Source organism: Actinoplanes sp. NPDC023936 (assembly GCF_040639325.1).
Classification (GTDB): Bacteria; Actinomycetota; Actinomycetes; order Mycobacteriales; family Micromonosporaceae; genus Actinoplanes.
In genome coordinates this window covers 342,800-364,058 of the sequence record NZ_JBEZZR010000003.1, presented here as the reverse complement: position 1 = coordinate 364,058, position 21,259 = coordinate 342,800, and the positions used below count along the sequence as shown (strand labels likewise).

Annotated in this window: 19 protein-coding genes; 13 read left to right on the top strand and 6 right to left on the bottom strand. The window is 71.1% G+C overall.

What is annotated here, in order from left to right:
* Nucleotides 1-8: 8 nt before the first annotated feature.
* Together AB0F72_RS06150 and araD are read left to right on the top strand one after the other, a co-directional pair.
* The gene (locus tag AB0F72_RS06150) at nt 9-1,205 is read left to right on the top strand and encodes an esterase-like activity of phytase family protein (RefSeq protein ID WP_360425929.1); all 1,197 of its coding nucleotides are present in this window, start codon (nt 9-11) and stop codon (nt 1,203-1,205) included.
* A 161-nt stretch (nt 1,206-1,366) separates the two neighbouring features.
* The gene (gene araD / locus AB0F72_RS06145; RefSeq protein ID WP_360425926.1) at nt 1,367-2,074 is read left to right on the top strand and encodes an L-ribulose-5-phosphate 4-epimerase AraD; all 708 of its coding nucleotides are present in this window, start codon (nt 1,367-1,369) and stop codon (nt 2,072-2,074) included.
* 473 nt (nt 2,075-2,547) lie between these two features.
* Here araD and AB0F72_RS06140 read toward each other — a convergent pair whose 3' ends face one another.
* On the bottom strand, nt 2,548-3,006 hold the full coding sequence (locus AB0F72_RS06140) for a hypothetical protein (protein ID WP_360425923.1): 459 nt from the start codon (nt 3,004-3,006) through the stop codon (nt 2,548-2,550).
* Between the two features lie 202 nt (nt 3,007-3,208).
* Nucleotides 3,209-4,213, bottom strand: a complete 1,005-nt coding sequence (locus AB0F72_RS06135; protein WP_360426065.1) for a LacI family DNA-binding transcriptional regulator — start codon at nt 4,211-4,213, stop codon at nt 3,209-3,211.
* Between the two features lie 344 nt (nt 4,214-4,557).
* Between AB0F72_RS06135 and AB0F72_RS06130 the strand changes: the two genes are divergently transcribed.
* The 5 genes from AB0F72_RS06130 to araA all read left to right on the top strand — a co-directional run bounded on the left by AB0F72_RS06130 (nt 4,558) and on the right by araA (nt 10,674).
* Nucleotides 4,558-5,547, top strand: coding sequence for an ABC transporter substrate-binding protein (locus tag AB0F72_RS06130; protein ID WP_360425920.1), 990 nt, complete (start codon nt 4,558-4,560; stop codon nt 5,545-5,547).
* Between the two features lie 65 nt (nt 5,548-5,612).
* A complete protein-coding gene (locus tag AB0F72_RS06125) occupies nt 5,613-7,139 on the top strand; it encodes a sugar ABC transporter ATP-binding protein (protein ID WP_360425917.1) in 1,527 nt (508 codons plus the stop codon).
* The gene (locus tag AB0F72_RS06120; protein ID WP_360425914.1) at nt 7,136-8,158 is read left to right on the top strand and encodes an ABC transporter permease; all 1,023 of its coding nucleotides are present in this window, start codon (nt 7,136-7,138) and stop codon (nt 8,156-8,158) included. Before AB0F72_RS06125 ends, AB0F72_RS06120 begins: the two co-directional genes overlap by 4 nt.
* Nucleotides 8,155-9,183, top strand: a complete 1,029-nt coding sequence (yjfF, locus tag AB0F72_RS06115) for a galactofuranose ABC transporter, permease protein YjfF (protein ID WP_360426062.1) — start codon at nt 8,155-8,157, stop codon at nt 9,181-9,183. Before AB0F72_RS06120 ends, yjfF begins: the two co-directional genes overlap by 4 nt.
* Nucleotides 9,184-10,674, top strand: a complete 1,491-nt coding sequence (gene araA / locus AB0F72_RS06110) for an L-arabinose isomerase (protein WP_360425911.1) — start codon at nt 9,184-9,186, stop codon at nt 10,672-10,674.
* Nucleotides 10,675-10,693: 19 nt separating this feature from the next.
* Here the strand turns inward: araA and AB0F72_RS06105 are convergent, their stop codons facing one another.
* Nucleotides 10,694-11,416, bottom strand: a complete 723-nt coding sequence (locus AB0F72_RS06105) for a laminin G domain-containing protein (protein ID WP_360425908.1) — start codon at nt 11,414-11,416, stop codon at nt 10,694-10,696.
* A 235-nt stretch (nt 11,417-11,651) separates the two neighbouring features.
* On the opposite strand from AB0F72_RS06105, the gene AB0F72_RS06100 reads away from it, so the two are divergent.
* Nucleotides 11,652-12,341, top strand: a complete 690-nt coding sequence (locus AB0F72_RS06100; protein WP_360425905.1) for a hypothetical protein — start codon at nt 11,652-11,654, stop codon at nt 12,339-12,341.
* Nucleotides 12,342-12,429: 88 nt separating this feature from the next.
* On the opposite strand, the gene AB0F72_RS06095 is transcribed toward AB0F72_RS06100, so the two are convergent.
* Nucleotides 12,430-14,073, bottom strand: a complete 1,644-nt coding sequence (locus AB0F72_RS06095; RefSeq protein ID WP_360425902.1) for an amidohydrolase — start codon at nt 14,071-14,073, stop codon at nt 12,430-12,432.
* 292 nt (nt 14,074-14,365) lie between these two features.
* Entirely contained in the window at nt 14,366-14,590 is a 225-nt protein-coding gene (locus AB0F72_RS06090) for a hypothetical protein (RefSeq protein ID WP_360425900.1), read from the bottom strand.
* Here AB0F72_RS06090 and AB0F72_RS06085 point away from each other — a divergent pair.
* The 5 genes from AB0F72_RS06085 to AB0F72_RS06065 all read left to right on the top strand — a co-directional run bounded on the left by AB0F72_RS06085 (nt 14,576) and on the right by AB0F72_RS06065 (nt 20,464).
* Nucleotides 14,576-16,240 carry an AAA domain-containing protein gene (locus AB0F72_RS06085; RefSeq protein ID WP_360425897.1) on the top strand — a complete coding sequence of 555 codons (1,665 nt, stop codon included), beginning with the start codon at nt 14,576-14,578 and terminating at the stop codon, nt 16,238-16,240. The genes AB0F72_RS06090 and AB0F72_RS06085 overlap by 15 nt on opposite strands.
* Nucleotides 16,237-16,968, top strand: coding sequence for a hypothetical protein (locus AB0F72_RS06080; RefSeq protein ID WP_360425894.1), 732 nt, complete (start codon nt 16,237-16,239; stop codon nt 16,966-16,968). Before AB0F72_RS06085 ends, AB0F72_RS06080 begins: the two co-directional genes overlap by 4 nt.
* A 72-nt stretch (nt 16,969-17,040) precedes the next feature.
* Nucleotides 17,041-17,598, top strand: coding sequence for a TetR/AcrR family transcriptional regulator (locus AB0F72_RS06075; protein ID WP_360425891.1), 558 nt, complete (start codon nt 17,041-17,043; stop codon nt 17,596-17,598).
* Between the two features lie 14 nt (nt 17,599-17,612).
* Nucleotides 17,613-19,835, top strand: a complete 2,223-nt coding sequence (locus tag AB0F72_RS06070) for an MMPL family transporter (protein ID WP_360425889.1) — start codon at nt 17,613-17,615, stop codon at nt 19,833-19,835.
* Nucleotides 19,836-19,930: 95 nt separating this feature from the next.
* The gene (locus AB0F72_RS06065) at nt 19,931-20,464 is read left to right on the top strand and encodes a 2'-5' RNA ligase family protein (RefSeq protein WP_360425886.1); all 534 of its coding nucleotides are present in this window, start codon (nt 19,931-19,933) and stop codon (nt 20,462-20,464) included.
* Nucleotides 20,465-20,529: 65 nt separating this feature from the next.
* Here AB0F72_RS06065 and AB0F72_RS06060 read toward each other — a convergent pair whose 3' ends face one another.
* Nucleotides 20,530-21,252 (bottom strand): hypothetical protein, encoded by a 723-nt coding sequence (locus AB0F72_RS06060; RefSeq protein ID WP_360425883.1) that lies wholly within the window; start codon nt 21,250-21,252, stop codon nt 20,530-20,532.
* Nucleotides 21,253-21,259 lie beyond the last annotated feature (7 nt).

Below are 21,259 nucleotides of genomic sequence, written 5' to 3'. Positions count from 1 at the left end.
CCGGCCACATGGGAAAGATCGTTAACCGTGCGCTGGCGACCGCCGGCGTGGTCGCGCTCACCGTGACCCTGGCCGGCACCGCCTCGGTGGCCGGCAGCCACCACACCAAGGTCACCACGCCGACCCTGACCGCCTGGGCCTCGCTGCCCGCCGGAACGTTCGTGCCGGGCAGCGAGCCGTCCGGCAGCCTGGTCACCGGCAACCTGAACGGCTTCACGGCGCCCTTCGCGGACCAGCCGGTGCAGGGCTTCTCCGGCATCGCCGACAACGGCGACGGCACGTTCGACGTGCTCTCCGACAACGGGTACGGCAACCAGGCCAACTCGGGTGACTTCCTGCTCCGCATCCAGCGCCTGGCGCCGGCGTTCCGGAGCAACACGGTGGACGTGCTCGGCGGCGTCAACCTGACCGACCCGAACGGCTTCGTGCCGTGGAAGCTGACCCGCTCGGACCGGGTCCTGACCGGATCCGACTTCGACGTGGAGTCGATCGTCAAGGCGAAGGACGGCTCGTACTGGATCGGTGACGAGTTCGGCCCGTACCTGCTGCACTTCGACCGTGCCGGGCGTCTGCTCGCCGCCCCCGCGCCGCTCGACGGCGTGGTCGCGCCGGAGACCGCGGCCCGGACCGGCGTGCCCGCGACCCTGGGCGGCAGCAAGGGCTTCGAGGGCATGGCCGCGTCGCCCGACGGCCGTTACCTCTACCCGCTGCTGGAGGGCACCGTCGCCGGTGACGCCGCCGGGCAGCTGCGGCTCAACGAGTTCGACCTGCGCACCCGCAAGTACACCGGCAAGCGGTACGTCTACCAGCTCGACGCGCCGTCGCACGCCATCGGCGACGCGATCGCCGTCGACAGGAACCGCTTCCTGATCATCGAGCGGGACGGCGGCCAGGGCGCCACCGCCGTGCACAAGAAGATCTACCTGGCCACCAAGCGCTCCGACGGCACGCTCGCCAAGAAGCTCGTGGTCGACCTGATGAACATCGCCAACCCGCGCAAGCTGGGCGGTTTCGGCACCACGTTCACCTTCCCGTTCCAGACCATCGAGGACGTGGTGATCCTGGACGAGAAGGCCATCGCCGTGCTGAACGACAACAACTTCCCGTTCTCCACCGGCCGCACCGCCGGTGTCGCCGACAACAACGAGTGGATCACCATCGCGCTGCCCGAGTCGCTGCGCCCGGACAAGCGGGTTCTCCGCTGAGCCAACGGTGAGGGCGTGCCCCGGTGCCGAGCCGGGGCACGCCGGTCCCTTCGCGCGGATCAGCCGTGTTGGCGTTAACTCAGCGTTTCCGGCCCTTGTCAGGTGATCGCTCGGGTCGGTTAGGGTGAGCGCTAACATTCGCGGGCTTGTGGGGAGACGACGTGACTTACGGTTCGAAGGCGCTGCGCCGGGCCGTGCTGCGGGCCAACAAGATGATCCCGGAGGCCGGGCTCGCCCAGCTGACCTGGGGCAACGTCAGCGGCATCGACCGTGAGGCCGGGCTCTACCTGATCAAGCCGTCCGGGGTCGCCTACGACGAGCTGACCGAGGACCACCTCGTTCCCGTCGACCTCGCGACCGGCAAGGTGCTCGCCGGCGACCTGCGCCCGTCCGTGGACAGCGAGTCGCACCGGGCGTTCTACCTGGCGTGGCCCTCGATCGGCGGCGTCACACACACCCACTCCACCAACGCTGTCGCGTTCGCGCAGGCCGGGCTGGACATCCCGCTGCTCGGCACCACGCACGCCGACACGTTCAACGGCCCGATCCCGGTCACCCGCGGCCTGACCGCCGCCGAGTGCGCCACCGACTACGAGCTGAACACCGGCCGGGTCATCGTCGAGACGATCGGCGACGACGAGGCGGCCGCCGCGATGCCGGCCGCGCTGGTCGCCAACCACGGCCCGTTCACGTGGGGCGCCGACCCGATCAAGTCGGTGCAGCACGGCATCATCTGCGAGGCGGTGGCGGAGATGGCGCTGAAGACGCTGGCGCTCAATCCGGCGGCGAGCATCCCGCAGCACCTGCAGGAGCGTCACTTCAAGCGCAAGCACGGCCCGGGCGCCTACTACGGCAACCCGAAGGCCTGAGCGGCAGTAAGCCCTCGTCCGCAATCCAGGCGTGTCAGGGCTGCCAGGCGGGCACAACGCGCCTGGATCGCGCGGAGGAGCGGCGGCGGTCGGCGCGTTTCCGCTATCTCGGCAAGCGGTGCCCGCGTGGCATTCGTAGGTTGCCCAGATCGGCGGCCGAGGAGTGGTGAAAGCGCACACAACGCCGTCGTGAGCTCCCACCCGTGCCAGGGCCGGGACACGGGCACACGCACGGCTTAGGCGTGCTCTCGTCCACGCGCCGGAGCCGCATCGTGTGCTCCCGACGCGGGTCGGAGCGCGGAGAGGCGGCGGGCCGGCCGGATGACCTGCCTCAGCTACGGCTCGGGTCTGCGAGCCGTCGTTCAGTCATGGAATCGGGGCTGGATGAGGTGTGCCAGCGACGGCTCGGGTCGCTCAGCCGTAGCCGACACATGTGATCAAGCGCTGCCGGCCCGGTGGCAGCCGTAGGTTGCCTAGATCGCGGCGGGAGCGGCGGGCACGGCGGCGGCGGGAGTGGCGGCGGCGGGAGCGGCGGGCACGGCGGCGGGAGTGGTGGGCATGGCGGCGGCGGGAATGGCCGGCATGGTGAGAGCGGCCGGCATGGCGGGCGCTGTGATCATGGCTGGCGGGTGACGCCATGTGAAGGCCAGCCCGCCGAGGATCACGGTCTCGCCGGCCGCGCACAGCCCCGAGGCACGGTCGCCCGCGGACCCGTCGCGTCCGTAACTGATCATCAAGCTGGTGTCCGCCGTCGCGGCCGCGGTGTGGACGGCCCAGACCTCCCCGTACCCGGTGAGGCCGGTGCCGCCCGCGGTGAGAACCGTCGCCCGGCCCCGCAGCGGCACGGCGACCTCACGGCCCGTGATGTCCAGGATGTGCAGGGTGCCGGCCAGGCGAGGGTTCCTCCGGCGGCCGAAAACTCCGCGGCCCATCGAGCCGGGCCTTCCGCCGCCCGGGGCGGGCCTTCCGTTGCGCGGGGCGAGCCATCCGCTGCCCATCGGTCAGAGCCTCTGCGTCGTGTCGTCGTTGAGCACCTCTCGGACTGTAACGGCCCATCGACCGCAATCCCGGTCCGGTCACCGGTACGGGGACGTATCGCCACTGGTCACGACGCTAGTGGAAGATCTCGGACAGTCACCGCAGCCGGATCGGCGGGGTGGAGCTGGCCCGGGCGACGAGGGACGGCGCGATCAGCACGTCCTCCGGCGGGGCGGCGCCGGGCCGGCCGAGGTGGCGCAGGAGCAGGGCGAGGGCCCGGCGGCCGAGTTCGGCGAAGTCCTGGTGGACGGTGGTGAGCGGGGGCAGGAAGTATCCCGAGTCGGGCATGTCGTCGAAGCCGACGACGCTCACCTCCTCGGGCACCCGGCGGCCACCCTCCTGGAGGGCGCGCAGCACGCCGAGGGCGATCCGGTCGTTGGCGCAGAAGATCGCGGTGACCGCCGGATCGGCGGCGAGGCGGCGGCCCTGCTCGTAGCCGGCGGCCGCGTCCCACCAGCCGGAGGTGACCGGCGGGACGACGGCGCCGGCCGCGTAGAGCGTCTCGCGCCAGCCCTCCACACGGGCCTGTGACTCCGGCCAGTCCGGCGGCCCGGCGACGTGGTGGACCGTGGTGTGGCCGAGGTCGAGCAGGTGACGGGTGGCGAGGCGTGCTCCGGCGGTGTTGTCCACCCGTACCGTGGGGAAAGGCTCTTCCATGGAGCCGGAGGCTCCGCCGACCGCGACGCAGGCGAGCCCGGCGGGCGCGTGGGTCAGGGCGGTGAGCACGGAGGGTTTGGGCGCGATCGCGATGATCCCGTCGACGTCGTGCTGGGCGAGCCGGTCGACGGCCTCCAGCACGGGCCGGTGCTCCAGGTCCCGGACGGTGGCGACGCTGACCAGGTACCCGGCGGCCCGGGCCGCGCTCTCGATGCCGTAGAGCATGGATTCCGGGCCGAACAGGGTGGTCTCGAAACCGATGATGCCGAGCGTGTGCGACTCGCGGGTGGCGAGGGTGCGTGCCGCCAGGTTGCGGCGGTAGTTGAGCGAGCGCATCGCCGCCAGGACGCGTTCGCGGGTCTCGGCGCGCACGTTCGGATGTTCGTTGATCACCCGGGAGACGGTCTGGTGGGACACCCCGGCCAGTTTCGCGACGTCGCGCATGACGGTGCCGCGCTCCTTGCCGATCCGGGTCTCGCGCCGTGAACGGGGGCGGGCCGGCTCGGTCGTGGATCGCTGCTGGGCTGCGGGTTCCGGACCCGGCGCCGCTGCTGATGTCGCCATTGGACGATATCTAGCAGGTGACCGGACGATGACCGTGGGCGATACCGGCGTTCTTGCAATCTGGCTGAAACAAAGATCGAGATCTCTTGACGACCACGTTGAGAACGGTAACACTCACGAAACGCAAGCTGTGACGGCGGTCGCAGCGAACCGATTATCTCTGCGGTGAAGGCGTGTCTGCCTGCCGCTGCTCAATTTGTGAACGGTAACAGTTTCGGGAGGTTATGGTGCGCAGGAACTGGTCCGCGGCTGCTCTGGCCGGCGTTCTGGCCGTCTCCACGCTGGCGGGGTGTGGCGGCAGCGACGGTGCCGACAGCGGGTCGGGCAACGATGACGGCAAGATCACCCTTGGGTTCTCTCAGGTCGGCGCCGAGAGTGGCTGGCGTACCGCGAACACCAAGTCCATCCAGGAGTCGGCCACCGCGGCCGGCATCGACCTGCAGTTCTCCGACGCCCAGGGTAAGCAGGAGAACCAGATCACCGCGATCCGCAACTTCATCACGCAGAAGGTGGACGTCATCGCCTTCTCGCCGGTGGTCACCTCCGGCTGGGACGCGGTGCTGCAGGAGGCCAAGGACGCCGGCATCCCGGTGATCCTGACCGACCGCGCGGTGGACTCGCAGGACACCTCGCTCTACAAGTCCTTCATCGGCTCGGACTTCGTCGTCGAGGGCCAGAAGGCCGGCGAGTGGCTGATCAAGGAGTACGAGGGCAAGACCGAGCCGGTCAACATCGTGGAGCTGCAGGGCACCACGGGCTCCGCCCCGGCGCTCGACCGCCAGAAGGGCTTCCAGGAGAAGATCGCCGCGAACCCGAACTTCAAGATCGTGAAGTCGCAGACCGGTGACTTCAAGCGCGCGGACGGCAAGACGGTGATGGAGACCTTCCTGCAGTCCACCCCGGACATCGACGTGCTCTACGCGCACAACGACGACATGGGTCTCGGCGCCATCGAGGCGATCGAGGCGGCCGGCAAGAAGCCCGGCACCGACATCAAGATCATCACGGTGGACGCGGTCAAGGACGGCATGACGGCCCTGGCCGACGGAAAGATCAACTTCATCGTCGAGTGCAGCCCGCTCCTCGGCCCGCAGCTGATGGACCTGGTCAAGAAGGCCGACGCCGGTGAGGAGATCCCGGCCCGGGTGCTCACCGAGGAGACCACCTTCACCCAGGAGCAGGCCAAGGAAGCCCTCCCCACCCGCCAGTACTGAGCGATCCCGCCAGGTGCCCCGGCCGGCCCGGCCGGGGCGCCGCGGAGCGTCGAAGTGGAGCACGAATGGGCGAGCAGTCCCCGGTCCTCGAGATGACCGGGATCCGAAAAGTCTTCCCCGGCGTCGTCGCCCTCGACGGCGTCGATTTCCGGCTGTTCCCGGGCGAGATCCATGCGCTCATGGGCGAGAACGGCGCCGGTAAGTCCACTCTGATCAAGGTGCTGACCGGGGTGTACGCCATCGACGGCGGCGAGGTGCGGCTCGGCGGCGAGGTGGTGCACATCAACGGCCCGCTGCAGGCGCAGCAGGCCGGCATCAGCACCGTGTACCAGGAGGTCAACCTCTGCACCAACCTCTCGGTGGCGGAGAACATCTTCATCGGGCGCGAGCCGCGCAAGTTCGGCCGGATCCAGTGGGGCCTGATGCGCAAGCGCGCGGCCGAGCTGCTCGCCCGGCTCGACCTGAACATCGACGTGTCGGCGCCGCTGAACACGTACTCCCTGGCGATCCAGCAGATGGTCGCCATCGCCCGCGCGGTGGACATCTCGGCGCGGGTCCTGATTCTGGACGAGCCGACCTCCAGCCTGGACGCCTCCGAGGTGGCGCAGCTCTTCGCGGTCATGCGCCGGCTCAAGGACGACGGTGTGGCGATCCTCTTCGTCTCGCACTTCCTGGATCAGATCTACGAGGTCTCCGACCGGCTCACCGTGCTGCGCAACGGCCAGCTGATCGGTGAGTTCAAGACCGAGGAGCTTCCCCAGGTACGCCTCGTCGAGAAGATGATCGGCAAGGAGCTGGCGGCGCTGGAGTCCCTGGAGGACAAGGCCCGGCGCACCCGGGAGAAGGTGGCCGGCGCCGAGCCGATCCTGGAAGCCCGCGGGCTCGGCCGGTCCGGGGCGATCGCGCCGTTCGACCTCACCATCCACGCCGGCGAGGTGGTCGGCCTGGCCGGTCTGCTGGGCTCCGGCCGCACCGAGCTGGCCCGGCTGCTCTTCGGCGCCGACAAGCCCGACACGGGCGAGCTGCTCATCGAGGGCAAGGCGACGAACCTGCGCGACCCGCAGGTGGCGATGAAGCGGGGGATCGCCTTCTCCTCGGAGAACCGCCGCACCGAGGGCATCATCGGCGAGCTCAGCGTCCGGGAGAACATCATCCTGGCGCTGCAGGCGTCCCGTGGCTGGACCCGGCCGATTCCGCGCCGCAAGCAGGACGAGCTCGTCGAGAAGTACATCAAGGCGCTGCAGATCCGCCCGGCCGACCCGGAGCGCCAGGTCCGCAACCTCTCCGGCGGCAACCAGCAGAAGGTGCTGCTGGCCCGCTGGCTGATCACCGAGCCGCGGCTGCTGATCATCGACGAGCCCACCCGGGGCATCGACGTGGGCGCCAAGGCGGAGATCCAGAAGCTGGTCGCCGAGCTCTCCGACGGCGGCATGGCGGTGCTCTTCGTCAGCGCCGAGCTGGAGGAGGTCCTCCGGCTCAGCCACAAGATCGAGGTGCTCCGGGACCGGCGGCTGGTCGAGGAACTGGAGAACACGTCGGGCGTCGACGCCGACCGCATCATGCAAACCATCGCCAGCGGAGCGACCTCATGACATCCATCCTCAAGAACAGGTTGTTCTGGCCGGCGGCGATCCTGGTGGCGCTGCTGGTCGTCAACGCGTTCACGTCCAACCAGTTCGTCACGGTCCGCGACGGGCACCTCTTCGGCAGCCTGATCGACATCCTGCGGGGCAGCGCGCCGCTGCTGCTGGTCGCGCTCGGCATGACGCTGGTGATCGCGACCGGCGGCATCGACCTCTCGGTCGGCTCGGTCATGGCGATCTCCGGCGCGGTCGCCTGCCTGCTGATCAGCGACCTCGGCGACCAGAGCAGCGTGGGCCCGGTCCTGCTGATCATCCTGGTGGCGATCGGGGTGTCGCTGCTGGCCGGCCTCTGGAACGGCATGCTGGTCGCGGTGATCGGCATCCAGCCCATCATCGCGACGCTGATCCTGATGGTGGCCGGCCGGGGCATCGCCCAGCTGATCACCGACGGTCAGATCATCAACGTGCAGTCCGGCCCGTACGCGACGATCGCCACGGGCTTCTTCCTGGCGCTGCCGGTGGCGTTCCTGATCGCCGTGGCGGCGATCGTGCTCATCACGCTGCTCACCCGGCGTACCGCGCTGGGCCTGCTGCTGGAGTCGGTCGGCGGCAGCCCGACGGCGAGCCGCCTGGCCGGCATCCGGGCCCGCCGGATCACGCTGATGGTCTACGTGGTCTCCGGTGGCTTCGCCGGCCTGGCCGGCCTCATCTACAGCGCGAACATCAAGAGCGCGGACAGCATCTCGGCCGGCAACCTGATCGAACTGGACGCGATCCTGGCCGTGGTGATCGGCGGCACGGCCCTGATCGGTGGCCGGTTCTCGATCGCCGGCACGGTCCTCGGCGCGGTCCTGATCCAGGCGCTGACCGTCACGGTGGTGGCGATCGGCGTGCCGTCCGAGGCGACGCTGCTGTTCAAGGCCGTCGTCGTGGTCGCGCTCTGCCTGTCCCAGTCCCCGGTCTTCCGGGAGAAGGTCTTCGGCCGCCTGAAGCCGAAACCCGCCGTGCGAGCGGAGGTTCCCGCCTGATGACCACTGTCGACGTCACTCCGGAGACCGGTGGCAAGAAGGACTCGCCGATCAATCCGCGACGCCGGGTCTACCGGCCCAACACCAGGTACATCCCGGTCCTCGCGACCCTCGCCCTGCTGGTGATCATGTACAGCAGCGCGGTGGCGACGTACGAGAACTTCGGCCAGCCCAGCGTCATCGTGAACCTGTTCCGGGACAACGCGGTGCTGCTCGTGGTCACGGTCGGGATGACCTTCGTGATCCTGACCGGCGGCATCGACCTCTCGGTCGGCGCGGTGATCTCGCTGACCACCACGCTGACCGCCACGCTGCTGCAGGGCGGCTGGCCGCCGCTCGTCGTGCTGGTGCTGGTACTGCTGCTCGGCTCGCTGATCGGCGCCGGACAGGGCGCGGTGATCCACTTCTTCAAGGTGGAGCCGTTCATCGCCACCCTGGCCGGGCTGTTCCTGGCCCGCGGCCTGGCGCTCTTCATCAACCAGGCGTCGATCCCGATCCGGGACGAGACGTGGAAGGCGATCTCGGAGTACCGGATCCCGCTCGCCGACGGCGTGGTCACCAAGCCGGTCGCCCTGGTCGCGCTCGCCGCGGTGCTGATCGCCGCGGCGGTGCTGGCCTGGACCCGGTTCGGGCGCAACGTCTACGCGATCGGTGGCAACGCCGACTCCGCGCTGCTCATGGGCCTGCCGGTGGGCCGTACCCGGATCGCCGTCTACACCCTCAGCGGCTTCTGCGCGGCGCTCGGCGGTGTGCTGTTCAGCATCAACTCGACGTCCGGCTGGGCGCTGCAGGGCAACGGCCTGGAGCTCGACGCGATCGCCGCCTGCGTCATCGGCGGTGTGCTGCTCACCGGCGGCTCCGGTTACGTCTTCGGCGCCCTGCTCGGCGTGCTGGTCACCGGCCTCATCCAGACAATCATCATTTTCCAGGGTGACCTGAACGCGGCCTGGACCCGGATCATCGTCGGTGTCCTGCTCTTCGCCTTCATCGTCCTGCAACGACTCGTGACGAGAAAGGTGAAGTAGATGAGCGACGGGGAAGTCTGGTTCCTGACCGGCAGCCAGGGCCTGTACGGGCCGGAGACGCTGGAGCAGGTGGCGAGCCAGTCCCGGGAGATCGCCGCCCAGCTGGACGCGACGATCGACGCGGACGTGGTCTGGCAGCCGGTGCTCACCACCGCCGAGCAGATCCTGGACGTCTGCCGGCGGGCCTCCTCCACGCCGGGCGTGCTCGGCGTGATCACCTGGATGCACACGTTCTCGCCGGCCAAGATGTGGATCGCCGGCCTGGACACGCTGCGGGCCCCGCTGCTGCACCTGCACACGCAGCACAACGTGGAGCTGCCCTGGTCCGAGATCGACATGGACTTCATGAACCTCAACCAGGCCGCGCACGGCGACCGGGAGTTCGGGTTCATCGAGAGCCGGCTCGGTGTCCCGCGCAAGACCGTGGCCGGGCACGTCAGCAACCCGGCCGTGATCAAGAAGATCGCGACCTGGGTACGGGCGGCGCGCGGCTACGACGCGATGCGCACCCTGAAGCTGGCCCGCTTCGGCGACAACATGCGCGACGTGGCCGTCACCGAGGGGGACAAGGTCGAGGCGCAGCTGCGGTTCGGCGTCTCGGTCAACACCTATGGCGTCAACGACCTGGTGGCCGTTGTCGATCAAATCGGCGACGAGGAGATCGACAAGCTGGTCAAGGAGTATGCCGACACCTACGAGATCTCCCCGGAGCTGGCCGTCGGCGGTGATCGCCATGACTCGTTGCGGTACGGCGCGCGCATCGAACTGGGACTTCGCCAGTTCCTCACCGAGGGTGGCTTCAAGGCGTTCACGAGCAACTTCGAGGACCTCGGCGGCCTCAGGCAGCTGCCCGGCCTGGCCGTGCAGCGGTTGATGGCCGACGGCTACGGGTTCGGCGGCGAGGGCGACTGGAAGACCTCGGTGCTGGTGCACACGCTCAAGGCGATGGTCCCGGGCGGCGCCACCTCCTTCATGGAGGACTACACCTACGACCTCACGCCGGGCAACGAGGTCATCCTCGGCGCCCACATGCTCGAGGTCTGCCCGTCGATCGCGGCCGGCACGCCCCGGCTGGAGATCCACCCGCTCGGCATCGGCGGCCGGGAGGACCCGGTCCGGCTGGTCTTCGACGCCGCGCCCGGCCCGGCGGTCGTGCTCGGCCTGGCCGACCTCGGTGAGCGGTTCCGCCTGGTCGCCAACGAGATCGAGGTGGTTCCGCCGACCGCGCCGCTGCCGAAGCTGCCGGTCGCCCGGGCGGTCTGGAAGCCGGCGCCGTCACTGGAGACGTCGGCGGAGTGCTGGCTGACCGCCGGCGGCCCGCACCACACGGTGCTGTCGTCGTCGGTGGGCGCGGAGGAGCTGGCCGATCTGGCCGAGATGGCCGGCACCGAGCTGCTGGTGATCGACGCGGCGACCACGACCCGGTCGTTCACCAAGGAGGTGCGCTGGAACCAGGCGTACCACCGGCTGGCGCGCGGCTTCGGCAGGTAAGGCATTGACGGCCGTGCGCTCACCACGATGAGCGCACGGCCTCGATCATGATGTAGTCCAGGTCTCCGGCGTAGTAGTCGCAGCCGACCTCCACCTGGTCGCAGTCCAGCTTGCCGCCGATCGTGATCGGCCAGGAGTTCGCGATCGGGCCGGTCCATCCGCTGCGGGAGGCGACCTCCCGGCCGTCGATGGTCAGGAACACCCCTTCCGGTACGCGGACGCACCGCACCACATGCCAATCCCCGTCGTTGATCGGGTACGGCGCGACCACCTCGAGGAATCCCTTCGGCCCCCGGAACGTGCACTCCACCCGCCCGCTCGGTATCTGCAGCTTGAAGTTGCCGCCGGCGACCGTGGCCTGGCCCTTCTGGATGATGTTGCCGAACTTGTTGGTGGTGCGGAGCCGGACCGTCACGGCGAAGTCGTCAGTGCCGGGATCGAGCGACGAGTCGTCCGGGACCACCACCAGATGACCGGGGCGGGGCGGCGGAGTGTCCGGCTCCAGCCGTTCGAAGCGGTAGCCGCCGTCGTCGCCGAGCGACTCGCCGATGGCGACCTCGTCACCGATCCGGCCGTGCCGGCCGTTGCCGCTGGTGTCGATCATCCGCTGGGCGCCGCGCGCCTCGTTCATCGGCCAGAAGGCGACGGTGCGGCCGCCGGCCCGGGCGGGTGCCGGGAGCAGCGCGAAACCGGCGGCCACCGTGGTGGTGAGGACCGTGACCAGCACGCGGCGGCATCCCATGACTCATCCTCAAGGGGCGATCGAACAGAAGTTTCCTGAGCTTATGGGGAGCGATATCCCTTTTGTGCTCGCTTCCGGAAATCGACCGCTCGGCGTGATCGTTCGTTCACCGTTGCTCTCTCGCAACCGGGCAGCTCAGCTTGGTAGCATCCGCCGATCATGGACGTGCTCCGTCGGGAACCCGGGGCCGACTGCTGACAATCGGATAAGGCAAGCAGATAAGGAACGTGTCGAAGTGCTGCTCAATGGGACGGACAGTGAGACCTCGGAGCACGCGATGATCCCGCCCACCCCCGGCCTGCCGAATCAGGCGCTTCAGGTGCTGGCCCTGGCTCAGCGCACCGCCGAGGAGCACGTGGCGAGCGCCCAGCACCACGCGGACAAGATCCGCACGGATGCGCTGTCCGCCGCGGAGCAGATCGCCCGGGACGCGCAGGCGCACGCGAACACCGTACGCAGGGAAGCCGATCGGGTGTTGGCCGAGGCGCGCGCCGCGGCCGACCAGATGGCCCGGGACGCGCAGGCGCGCGCCGAGGAGGCCCGGCGCACCGGGGAGAAGATCGTGGCGGACGCCCGCGCCCGGGCCGAGACGATCGGCGCGGACGCGATGGCCGGCGCCGAGCAGTTGCGTCACCAGGCACAGCAGCGCTACGACGACGTGGTCGGCAGCCTGGGCGCCAAGCGTGAGGCGCTCCAGCAGCAGATCGAGGCCCTGGAGGACTTCGACCGCGAGTACCGGGGCCGGCTCACCGCGTTCATGCAGAGCCAGCTGCGCGCTCTCTGGATGGACGCGCCGCAGCTCACCGCCGAGGTGATCGACCAGGAGCCGGTCGCCGAGGAGCTGGAGGCGTCGCAGGCGCCGGCGCAGCCCCGGCACGCGGACGACGTGGACGATCCCGACTCCGACGAGCCCGCCGAGAAGTGAGCGAAGGCCCGGGGATCTCCCCGGGCCTTTCTTTGTGCGGCCTTTCTCATGCGGTCATGCCCATGCGGCTTTTCTCATGCGCTTTTTCTCATGCGGCGTAGACGAGCCGGCCGTCGACGTAGGTGAGCGCCACCGAGGTCGCACCGATCTCGGTGGCCGGCGCGGCGAACGGATCGCGGTCCAGCACGACCAGGTCGGCCACGTTCCCGGCGCGGATCACCCCGCGGTCGTCCAGATGATTCACGAACGCCGACCCCGCCGTGTACGCGGTCAGCGCCGTCCCGAGATCCAGCTCCTGCCCCGGCAGGAACGGCGGGTAGTCGCTGCCGTGGTGCGCCCGGTTCACCGCCACGTGGATCGCCTCGATCGGGTCCGGGGTGGTGACCGGCCAGTCGCTGCCGGCCGCCAGGTGCGCGCCGGCCCGGAGCAGATCGCCGAACGGGTACTGGTGCACGGCCGCCGCCGGATCCAGGAACGGGATGGTCAACTCGTCCATCTGCGGCTCGTGCGAGGCCCAGTACGCCTGCAGGTTCGCGCTCGCGCCCAGCTCCCGGAAGCGCGGCACGTCGTCCGGGTGCACCACCTGCAGGTGGGCGAGGTGCGGCCGGGTGTCCCGGAACCCGTTCGCGGCCCGGGCAGCGGCCACCGCGTCGAGCGCGTCGCGCACCGCCCGGTCGCCGAGCGCGTGGAAGTGCGCCTGGAAACCGAGCGCGTCGAGCGCCGTCACATAGTCCGGCAGCGACTTCGGGTCGATGAAGGAGAGCCCGGTGTTCGTGGTGGCGCAGCCGCACCCGTCCCGGTAGGGCGCGGTCATCGCGGCCGTGAAGTTCTCCGCCACCCCGTCCAGCATCAGCTTCACGCTGTCGCAGCGCAGCCGGCCCACGCTGAACGTCTCGCGTTTCGCGACCAGCTCCGGGATCTGCGACGCGTCCCGGTCCCGGTCCCACCAGAGCGCGCCGACCACGGTGGCCCGCAGCGAGCCGTCGCGCGCCGCGGTCAGGTACGCGTCCGACACGTCCGGGTACCCGTTCGTCGCGCACACCATCGCGTCCTGCCAGGCCGTGACGCCGAGCGAGAAGAGCAGCTCCTGGCCCCGGTAGAGGCCGGCCAGCCGGTCGGCGGCGGTGGTCTCCGGCAGCAGGTCGGTGACCAGCCGCATGGCGCCCTCCTGCAGCCCGCCGGAGGGGGAGCCGTCCGGCGCCCGGTCGATCCGGCCGTCCTCCGGGTCCGGGGTGTCACCGGTGATCCCGGCGAGTTCCAGGGCGCGGCTGTTCACCCAGGCGCCGTGGTGGTCGCGGTTGGAGAGGAACACCGGCCGGTCCGGCACCACCCGGTCCAGCAGCTCCCGGCCGGGCACCCCGCCGGGAAAGCTCTCCATCGCCCACCCGCCCCCGGAGATCCACTCCAGCTCCGGGTGCGCGTCGGCGTACGCCCGGACGCGCCGCAGGTACTCGTCAACATCGGTGGTGTTGCTCAGGTCGCACTGGTTCAGCTCGACGCCGCCCATCACCGCGTGCACGTGCGCGTCCTGGAAGCCGGGGATCAGCAGCCGGCCGCGCAGGTCGACGATCTCGGTGTCCGGGCCGGCCAGGTCGCGTACCTCGTCGGTCCCGACCGCCTGGATCCGGCCGCCCCGCACCGCGACCGTCGTGGCGTGGCCGCGGGCCGGGTCGGCGGTGAAGACCCGGCCGCCGACGAAGAGCAGGTCAGCTGAGGGAAGAACCACGGGCATGACTCCAGGTCCGATCTGTTCGGGAGAGTTGATCGAATCACCACCGCGGAGAAGCCGTCAAACACCGGACCAGCGTGACGAGTCAGGCCCTCGGCGCCCGCCCTGTCCCGCCCCGCCGCGCCGCTCGCGATCTTGGCGGGTTGGCGCGCACCGTGCCGGGATGCACGGTACGGGGATGATCGTGCGTGGGAGCGCTTCCAGGCGGCTCTGTTGAAGGAAAGCGCACAACGGGTGTTTGTTGGGGTTGCCGGAGCGCATCTATGGTGAGCGGATGGCGTCGACCCCTGTCGATCTAGATCGCGACGACCGCGATCGCCACGAGCCGGGTGGCGACGGTTCCATCGGCGTCGATGCCTCCTCCGGTGCGGGACAGCGGTCCGGCGGTCCGGGGCACGCCGGCCGGAGCCGGCCCGGGCAGCGCCGGCATCCGCCGGGACCGGCCCGTGTAGAGCAGCCGGTCCGGTACCGGAACGACCGCTTCTGTGCCGCCCTGGAACTCGCGGTGGTCGCCGCTCACGAGCTCGACGCGGCGGCCGACCGGCTCCCGGCGGATCCGCCGGCCGACCGGCTCCCGGCGGATCCGGCGGCCGACCGGGTCCCGGCGGGTCCGGCGGCCGACGGGGTCCCGGCGGGGCGCGGCGCCGGATTCGTCGAAGCCGGTCTGGCCGAACGCATCCAGCGCGACGCGATCGTCCGCCTCCGCGTCGGCGCCACCGCCAACCCGGGCCTGCTCGCGCTGCTGGCCGAGGGCCGCTTCGCCCCACCCGGCCCGCCCTGGCCGGCCGCGCCCTCGGACGGCCCGGCGCAGGGTGTGCCTGGGCGGGCCGCGTCGGCCGGGGGAGCGGGAGCACGCTTCGCCGACGAAGCGCCGGCCCCGGACCGGGCTGAGGCGGTGCGGCGGGCGCTGGCCGTACCGGATCTGCTCTGTCTCGTCGCGCCGCCCGGCGCGGCCCGGACGCTCACCGTCGTGGAGATCGTGCGCGCCGCCGCGGAGCGCGGTGAGCGGGTGCTGATCACCGCTCCGGAACCGGCGGCCGTCGATGCCGTGATGACCCGGCTGCCGCCCGGGCCGATCGTGGTGCGTGCCGACCAGGCCGGCGGGGGACCGGGCAGTGTCGCTGTGGCGGCGGCCGAGACGCAGCGGCGGATCCTGGCCCGGTCGCAGGCCGCCGCGCACCAGCTCGAACCGTGGCTCGGCGAGCCCTCGCCGGCGATGGGCTGGCTGAAACGCCTGACCAGCGCGCTCGCCGAAGCCCAGCAGGAACGGCAGCGCGCCGACCGGGCCTGCGCCGAGCGGGACGCGATCGCCGAGGCGGCCCGGCAGCGGCTCGGTGGCCCGGTCCGGGAGCGGCAGCGGGCCGTCGAGGTGGCCGAGCGGGCCGCCGCGCTCGCCGGTGACGCGGTGGAGCGGCTCGGTGCGTCGCTGCGCCGGGCGGAGGGGTCGCGGTTCGGCCGGTGGCGGGCCGGGCGTCTGCGGGACCGGCTGGCCGTGGCGACCCCGGCCGCGGACCAGGCGCGGGAGGCGCTGGCGCGGGCCCGCCAGGAGTACGCGGAACACCGTGACCGCCGGGAGAAGGACGTGGAGCAGGACGCCGCGGTCCGGGCCGCCGCCGACCGTGCCGCGTTCGCCGACCTGGCCGCGCACCGTGCCCTGGAGTCCGCGGAACGTTCCGCGCACCGGCTGTGCCATCTCCTCGACGGCGTGGCCGCGGAGCCGGCGTGGACCGCTGACGTGCCGGGCCTGTCCGGTTTCGCCGAGCACTGCGCCGGTCTGGAGCCGGTGCTGCGCAACCGGGCCGGGCTGCTGCTTGAGTGGCGTCAGCGGGCCGCCCGGCCGAGCGACCAGCTGCACGCGGAGCTGTTGAGATACGCCGACGTGGTGGCGACCACCTGCCTCGGCGCGGGCCGTCCGGACCACGGCGACCTGGAGTTCGACCTGGTGGTGCTCGTGGACGCGGGTCGCACCGCGCTGCCGTCCGCGCTCGTGCCGCTGGTCCGGGCCCGCCGGGCGGTGCTCGCCGGTGACGCGGGTCGCGGGCCGCTGCGTGACGTCGGCGCGGCGCTCGTGCCGGACGAGGTGGCCGGGCTGCTCACCACGAGCGTGCTGGACCGTCTCCTGGAGGGGGCGCCGGCCGCTAATCGCGTACGTCTGCGAAGCGCGCCATGACCGAACCGGCCCACCTGCCGCTGACCGAGATAGAACGGCGGGTGAGCGCCCTTCCGGAGGTCCGGCCCCGGCGGATCGTTCCGCTGCTGCTGCCGATGTGGGCGGTCGAGGTGACGGCGACCGTACGGGAGTCCCAGTCCTACGACGTGCTGGACCGGTACCTGTCCCGCGCGGTCGCCGAGGGCGGCCTGACCCGGACCGCCGAACTGGCCGAGTTCCTCGGTGTGGAGCAGCCGCTCGTGGCGCGGGCGGTCCGCCACCTCGCCGGGATCGGGCACCTGGTCCGGGACGGTGACAAGCTGAGCCTGACCGCGCTGGGCCGCCGTTCGGTGGCGGACGGCCGGCGTTACCAGCTGGCGTCGGGACGCCGGTTGGTGCTGCGGTTCGACGGGTTCCGGGGCGAGCCCGTGCCGTACCCGACGGTGATCCGCTCGGTGTGGCTGGCGGAGCCGTCGCTGACGCTGGACGGGACGGTGTTCCGGGCTCTCGGCGGGCGGCCGCTGCCCGGCGATGCGGTGGACGGGCTGCTGGCACGCCGGGACGCCGGTGACTTCACCGGGCCGGTCGAGCCGGTGACCGCCACGACGACCGGGATCTCTCCGATCTTTCTTCCGGTCTATCACGTCGAGTGCGACGGGGACGACGTGGTCTTCGGGAAGGCGGTGGACGGGCCGGACCCGTACCTCGCCGGGTTTATCCCTTTCCTCGGCGGGAACCGGGAAACCTAGCAGAACACGGTGTGGGGACCGCCACGGTCCCTCACCGACCATCCTGGTCCATGACGGACTACCGTGGTCCCTATGCCCCGCCCCACCAAGCAGCAGATCGATGACGAGATCCTCGACGCCGCGGCCGGCCTCTTCGCCCGGCACGGCTTCCGGGAGACGTCGGTGCAGCGCATCGCGGACACGGTGGGCTACTCGAAGACCGGGCTGCTGCATCGCTTCCCCAGCAAGGAGGCCCTGCAGAAAGCGGTCATCGGGCGCTGCGTGGAGCAGATCCGCGACACCGCCACCGGAGTGTCGGATCTGCCGGTGGGGCCGGAGCGGGACCGGGCCGTGATCACCGCTGTGGCCGAGCTGGCGCTGGCCCAGCCGGGCGCTGTGGCTCTCCTCCTCTCCTCCCTGGTCAGCGAGCCGGAGAGCGAGATGGGCCAGGCGCTCACCGAGATCGGTGCGGCGGTCACTGCCGCGTTCGGTGAGGAGTTCCTCTGCGACTCGGCTCGTGCGCTGCGCAAGGTCGGCGCCCTCGGTGCGATCGCGGTGGCCAGCGTGGCCCTGCGTGACGTCTTCGGCCCCGATGCCATGTCCGGCCTCGCCGAGGTCGGTTACGACGCTCTCGGACACAGCACACACTGAACAAGGGAACCCTCATGGCAACGTTGTTGCATCGCCTCGGGCTGGCGTCCGTACGGCACAGAATCGTCGTCACCGTCGTCTGGCTGCTGGCTCTCGTGGCCGTCGGGGTCGGCGCGGCCACCCTCTCCGGCACCACCGCGAACACCTTCAGCATCCCGGGCCAGGAGTCGACGAAGGCCCTGGACCTGATGAAGGAGAAGTTCGGCGCGGCGTCGGCCGGCGCCACCGTGCAGGTCGTGTTCGAGGCGCCCGCCGGTGAGACGGTGACCGGCCAGGACAACGCGGCGCAGATCGCGAAGACCGTCGCGTCGCTGGCCCAGGTGCCGGGTGTGGTGTCGGTCAGCAACCCGCTCGACCAGGCCAACCCGACGGTCTCCCGGGATCAGGTCGCGGCGTACAGCACCGTCACCTTCGACGTGCAGCCGTCGCTGGTCACCGACGAGCAGCGCGAATCGATCATCGACAAGGTGGAGGACGCCCGCGCGTTCGGGATGACCGTCGAGGCCGAGGGCGAGGCGCTCAGCAACCCGGCCGACATCGGCGGCGCCTCCGAGATCCTCGGCGTCGTGGTGGCCCTGATCGTGCTGGCGCTGACCTACGGCTCGCTCGTCGCCGCCGGCATGAACCTGCTGACCGCGATCGTCGGCGTCGGCATCGGCGCGGCCGGCATCGTCACCCTGACCGGCTTCGTCGACCTGCAGTCCACCACCCCGATCCTGGCGGTGATGCTGGGTCTGGCCGTCGGCATCGACTACGCGCTGTTCATCGTGACCCGGTTCCGGCACGAGCTGCGCCGCGGCCTGCCGGTCGAGGAGGCCGCCGCGATGGCCGTCGGCACCGCCGGCTCCGCCGTCGTCACGGCTGGCCTCACCGTGGTGATCGCCCTGGCCGGCCTCTCCGTGGTCGGCATCCCGTTCCTCACCGAGATGGGTCTGGCCGCCGCCGCCACGATCGTGATCGCGGTGCTGGTCGCGATCACCCTGGTCCCGGCCATCCTGGGCTTCATGGGGGTGCGCGCCCTGCCGAAGAAGCAGCGCGGCGTGGTCTTCTCGAACGGCGAGCTGCCGGACGGCCGCGGTTTCATCAAGGGCTGGGCGAACCTCGTCACCCGCCAGCGTACGATCAGCCTGGTGCTCGCCGTCGCGGCGCTCGCCGTGATCGCGATCCCGTTCTTCTCGATGCAGACCACGCTGAACCAGCGTGCCGCCGAGGGCAGCACCCAGGCCAAGGCACAGTCGATCATCGACAGCCGGTTCGGTCCGGGCGTGAGCAGCCCGCTGCTCGTGCTCGTCGACGGCCCGAACGCGGTCCAGTACGCGGCCACCGTGCAGAAGCAGGTGGCGGCCCTGCCGGACGTCGCTCTGGCCACCCCTGCGCAGCCCAACCAGGACCAGTCGGCGGCTCTCATCACGATCATCCCGGCGTCCGGTCCCGAGGACCAGAAGACCGTCGACCTGGTCCACGCGATCCGGGACACGGTTCCGGACTCCGACGGCGCCGAGGTCTACGTCACCGGCAACACGGCGGTCAGCATCGACGTGTCGCAGAAGCTCAACGACGCGCTCCCGGTCTACCTCGCGCTCGTCGTCGGCCTCGCGTTCGTGCTGCTGGTGCTGGTGTTCCGCTCGATCCTGGTGCCGGTCGTCGGCGTGCTCGGCTTCCTGCTCACGATCGGCGCGGCGTTCGGCGCGACGGTCGCCGTCTTCCAGTGGGGCTGGGCCGCCGACGCGGTCAACGCCGGCTCCACCGGCCCGATCCTGAGCCTCGCGCCGATCATCATCGTCGGCATCCTCTTCGGTCTGGCCATGGACTACCAGGTCTTCCTGGTCTCCCGCATGCACGAGGCGCACGCACACGGCGCGTCGCCGCGGGACGCGATCGTGACCGGCTTCCGGCAGGCCGCCCCGGTGGTCGTGGCCGCCGCCACCATCATGTTCGCGGTGTTCGCGGCGTTCGTCCCCGAGGGCAACGACACGATCAAGCCGATCGCGTTCGCCCTGGCCGTCGGTATCGCCTTCGACGCGTTCATCGTCCGCATGATCGCCGTACCGGCGGCGCTCGCTCTCCTCGGCCGGTCCGCCTGGTGGCTGCCGTCCTGGCTGCGCTGGCTCCCGGAGCTGGACGTCGAGGGCGCCGCGCTGGAGCGCACGCCGTCGACGGCGCCGTCACCCGCTCGCGTCACCCCGGCGCCGCAGGCGGATTCCGCGAACGCCGCGTCGGAGTCCACGTCCGTCTGAGATCCGCACCGCGTGTCACGATGCCGCCCGTCGCGTCTCCGCGGCGGGCGGCATCCTGACACAATGGTCGCCTCGGCGCGCACAGGTGGGAAGGCGTGATCGGCGTGGCTTACGGAGTGGTGCTGGTGCCCGAGGCGAGCGTGTCCCGGGCCCTGGTGGATCTGTCCCATGCGATCGGGGCCGGCCGGGAGCCGCTGATGCTGCTCGGTGACGAGGCCCCGCCGCACGTGTCGGTGCTGCACGTGGACTGCGCGGACGATCGGGTCCCGGCGATCGTGGCGGCTGCTCACCCGTACCGGGAAAGGTCTTTTGAAGTGACGGTGACCGGGCTGCTGTACGCGGTGGTGCCGCCCGGTGACTACTACGTTCCGTCCGGTGGGTACTACTTCGGGCTCGAAGTGATCCGGCGGCCCGGCCTGGACGCCCTGCACCGGGAGTTCCTGGGGCTCGGGATGCCGCCGCTCGGGCTGGTGGGGGAGGACTACCGGCCGCACATCACGCTCGGCGTCACCGCGCGGCCGCCGGTGCTGCCGCCGCTGGAACGGGTGCCGACCGGCAGCCTGCGGATGACCATGGCGTCCGGTCCGGTCGGTCCCTACGGAACGTTCCCGGCGCTCTCCGCGGTCTAAGCGGCCTGGTCTAAGCGGCCTGGTCTAAGCGGCCTGATCTAAGCGGCCTGATCTAGCCGCGTGGTCTAGCGGATCGTGGCGCGGCGCGGGAGCTGGATGCCGCGGAGCGTGTGCAGCGCCGCCCGGCTGCGCCGGCGAGGGCGGCGGCGGAGAGCCGGGGGTGGAGTCGCGGCGGGCTCGGCGGCCTGGTCCGGCGCGCCGCGATCCCCAGCCTGTTCCGGCGTGCCGAGATCGTCGGCCTGTTCCGGCCTGTCGAGATAGTGCGCTTGTTCCGGCGTGCCGAGGTCGTCAGCGAGGAGGTCGCTCTCGGTGAACAGGTCCAGGTCGGACTCGGTGAAGCCGCCGGTCTCCGGGAACGCGGCGTCCGGCGCCGTGGCGCGGCCCGCGCTGTAGAGGAACCACGCCGCCGCCGCGTTGGCCAGCGCGAACGGCGCCGCGGCCAGCACCACGCCGGGTGTCGAGGCGGAGAGCGCCAGCAGCAGCGTCGCGACCACGGCGGTGGTCAGCGCCACCGCGGCGTCGGCCGGGCGCGGCGCGTCCGCGGGCCGGCGCGCGAAGCGGACCGTCACCACCGCGTTGGCGGTGGCGAGCCCGGCGGCGACCACCCAGCCGGCGACGAGCGGCCACAGGCGCTGCCAGGTGCCGTCCTCGTCGCCGAAGAGGAAGAGCAGGAACAGCGCCCCGACCGCGGTGAGGAACGCCAGCACTCCCGTGTTGGCGGTGAGGACGATCGCGGAGCCGCTGACCGCGTCCGGCCGCCGGGTTCGTGCCGTTCCGATGCTGACCATGTGCCTG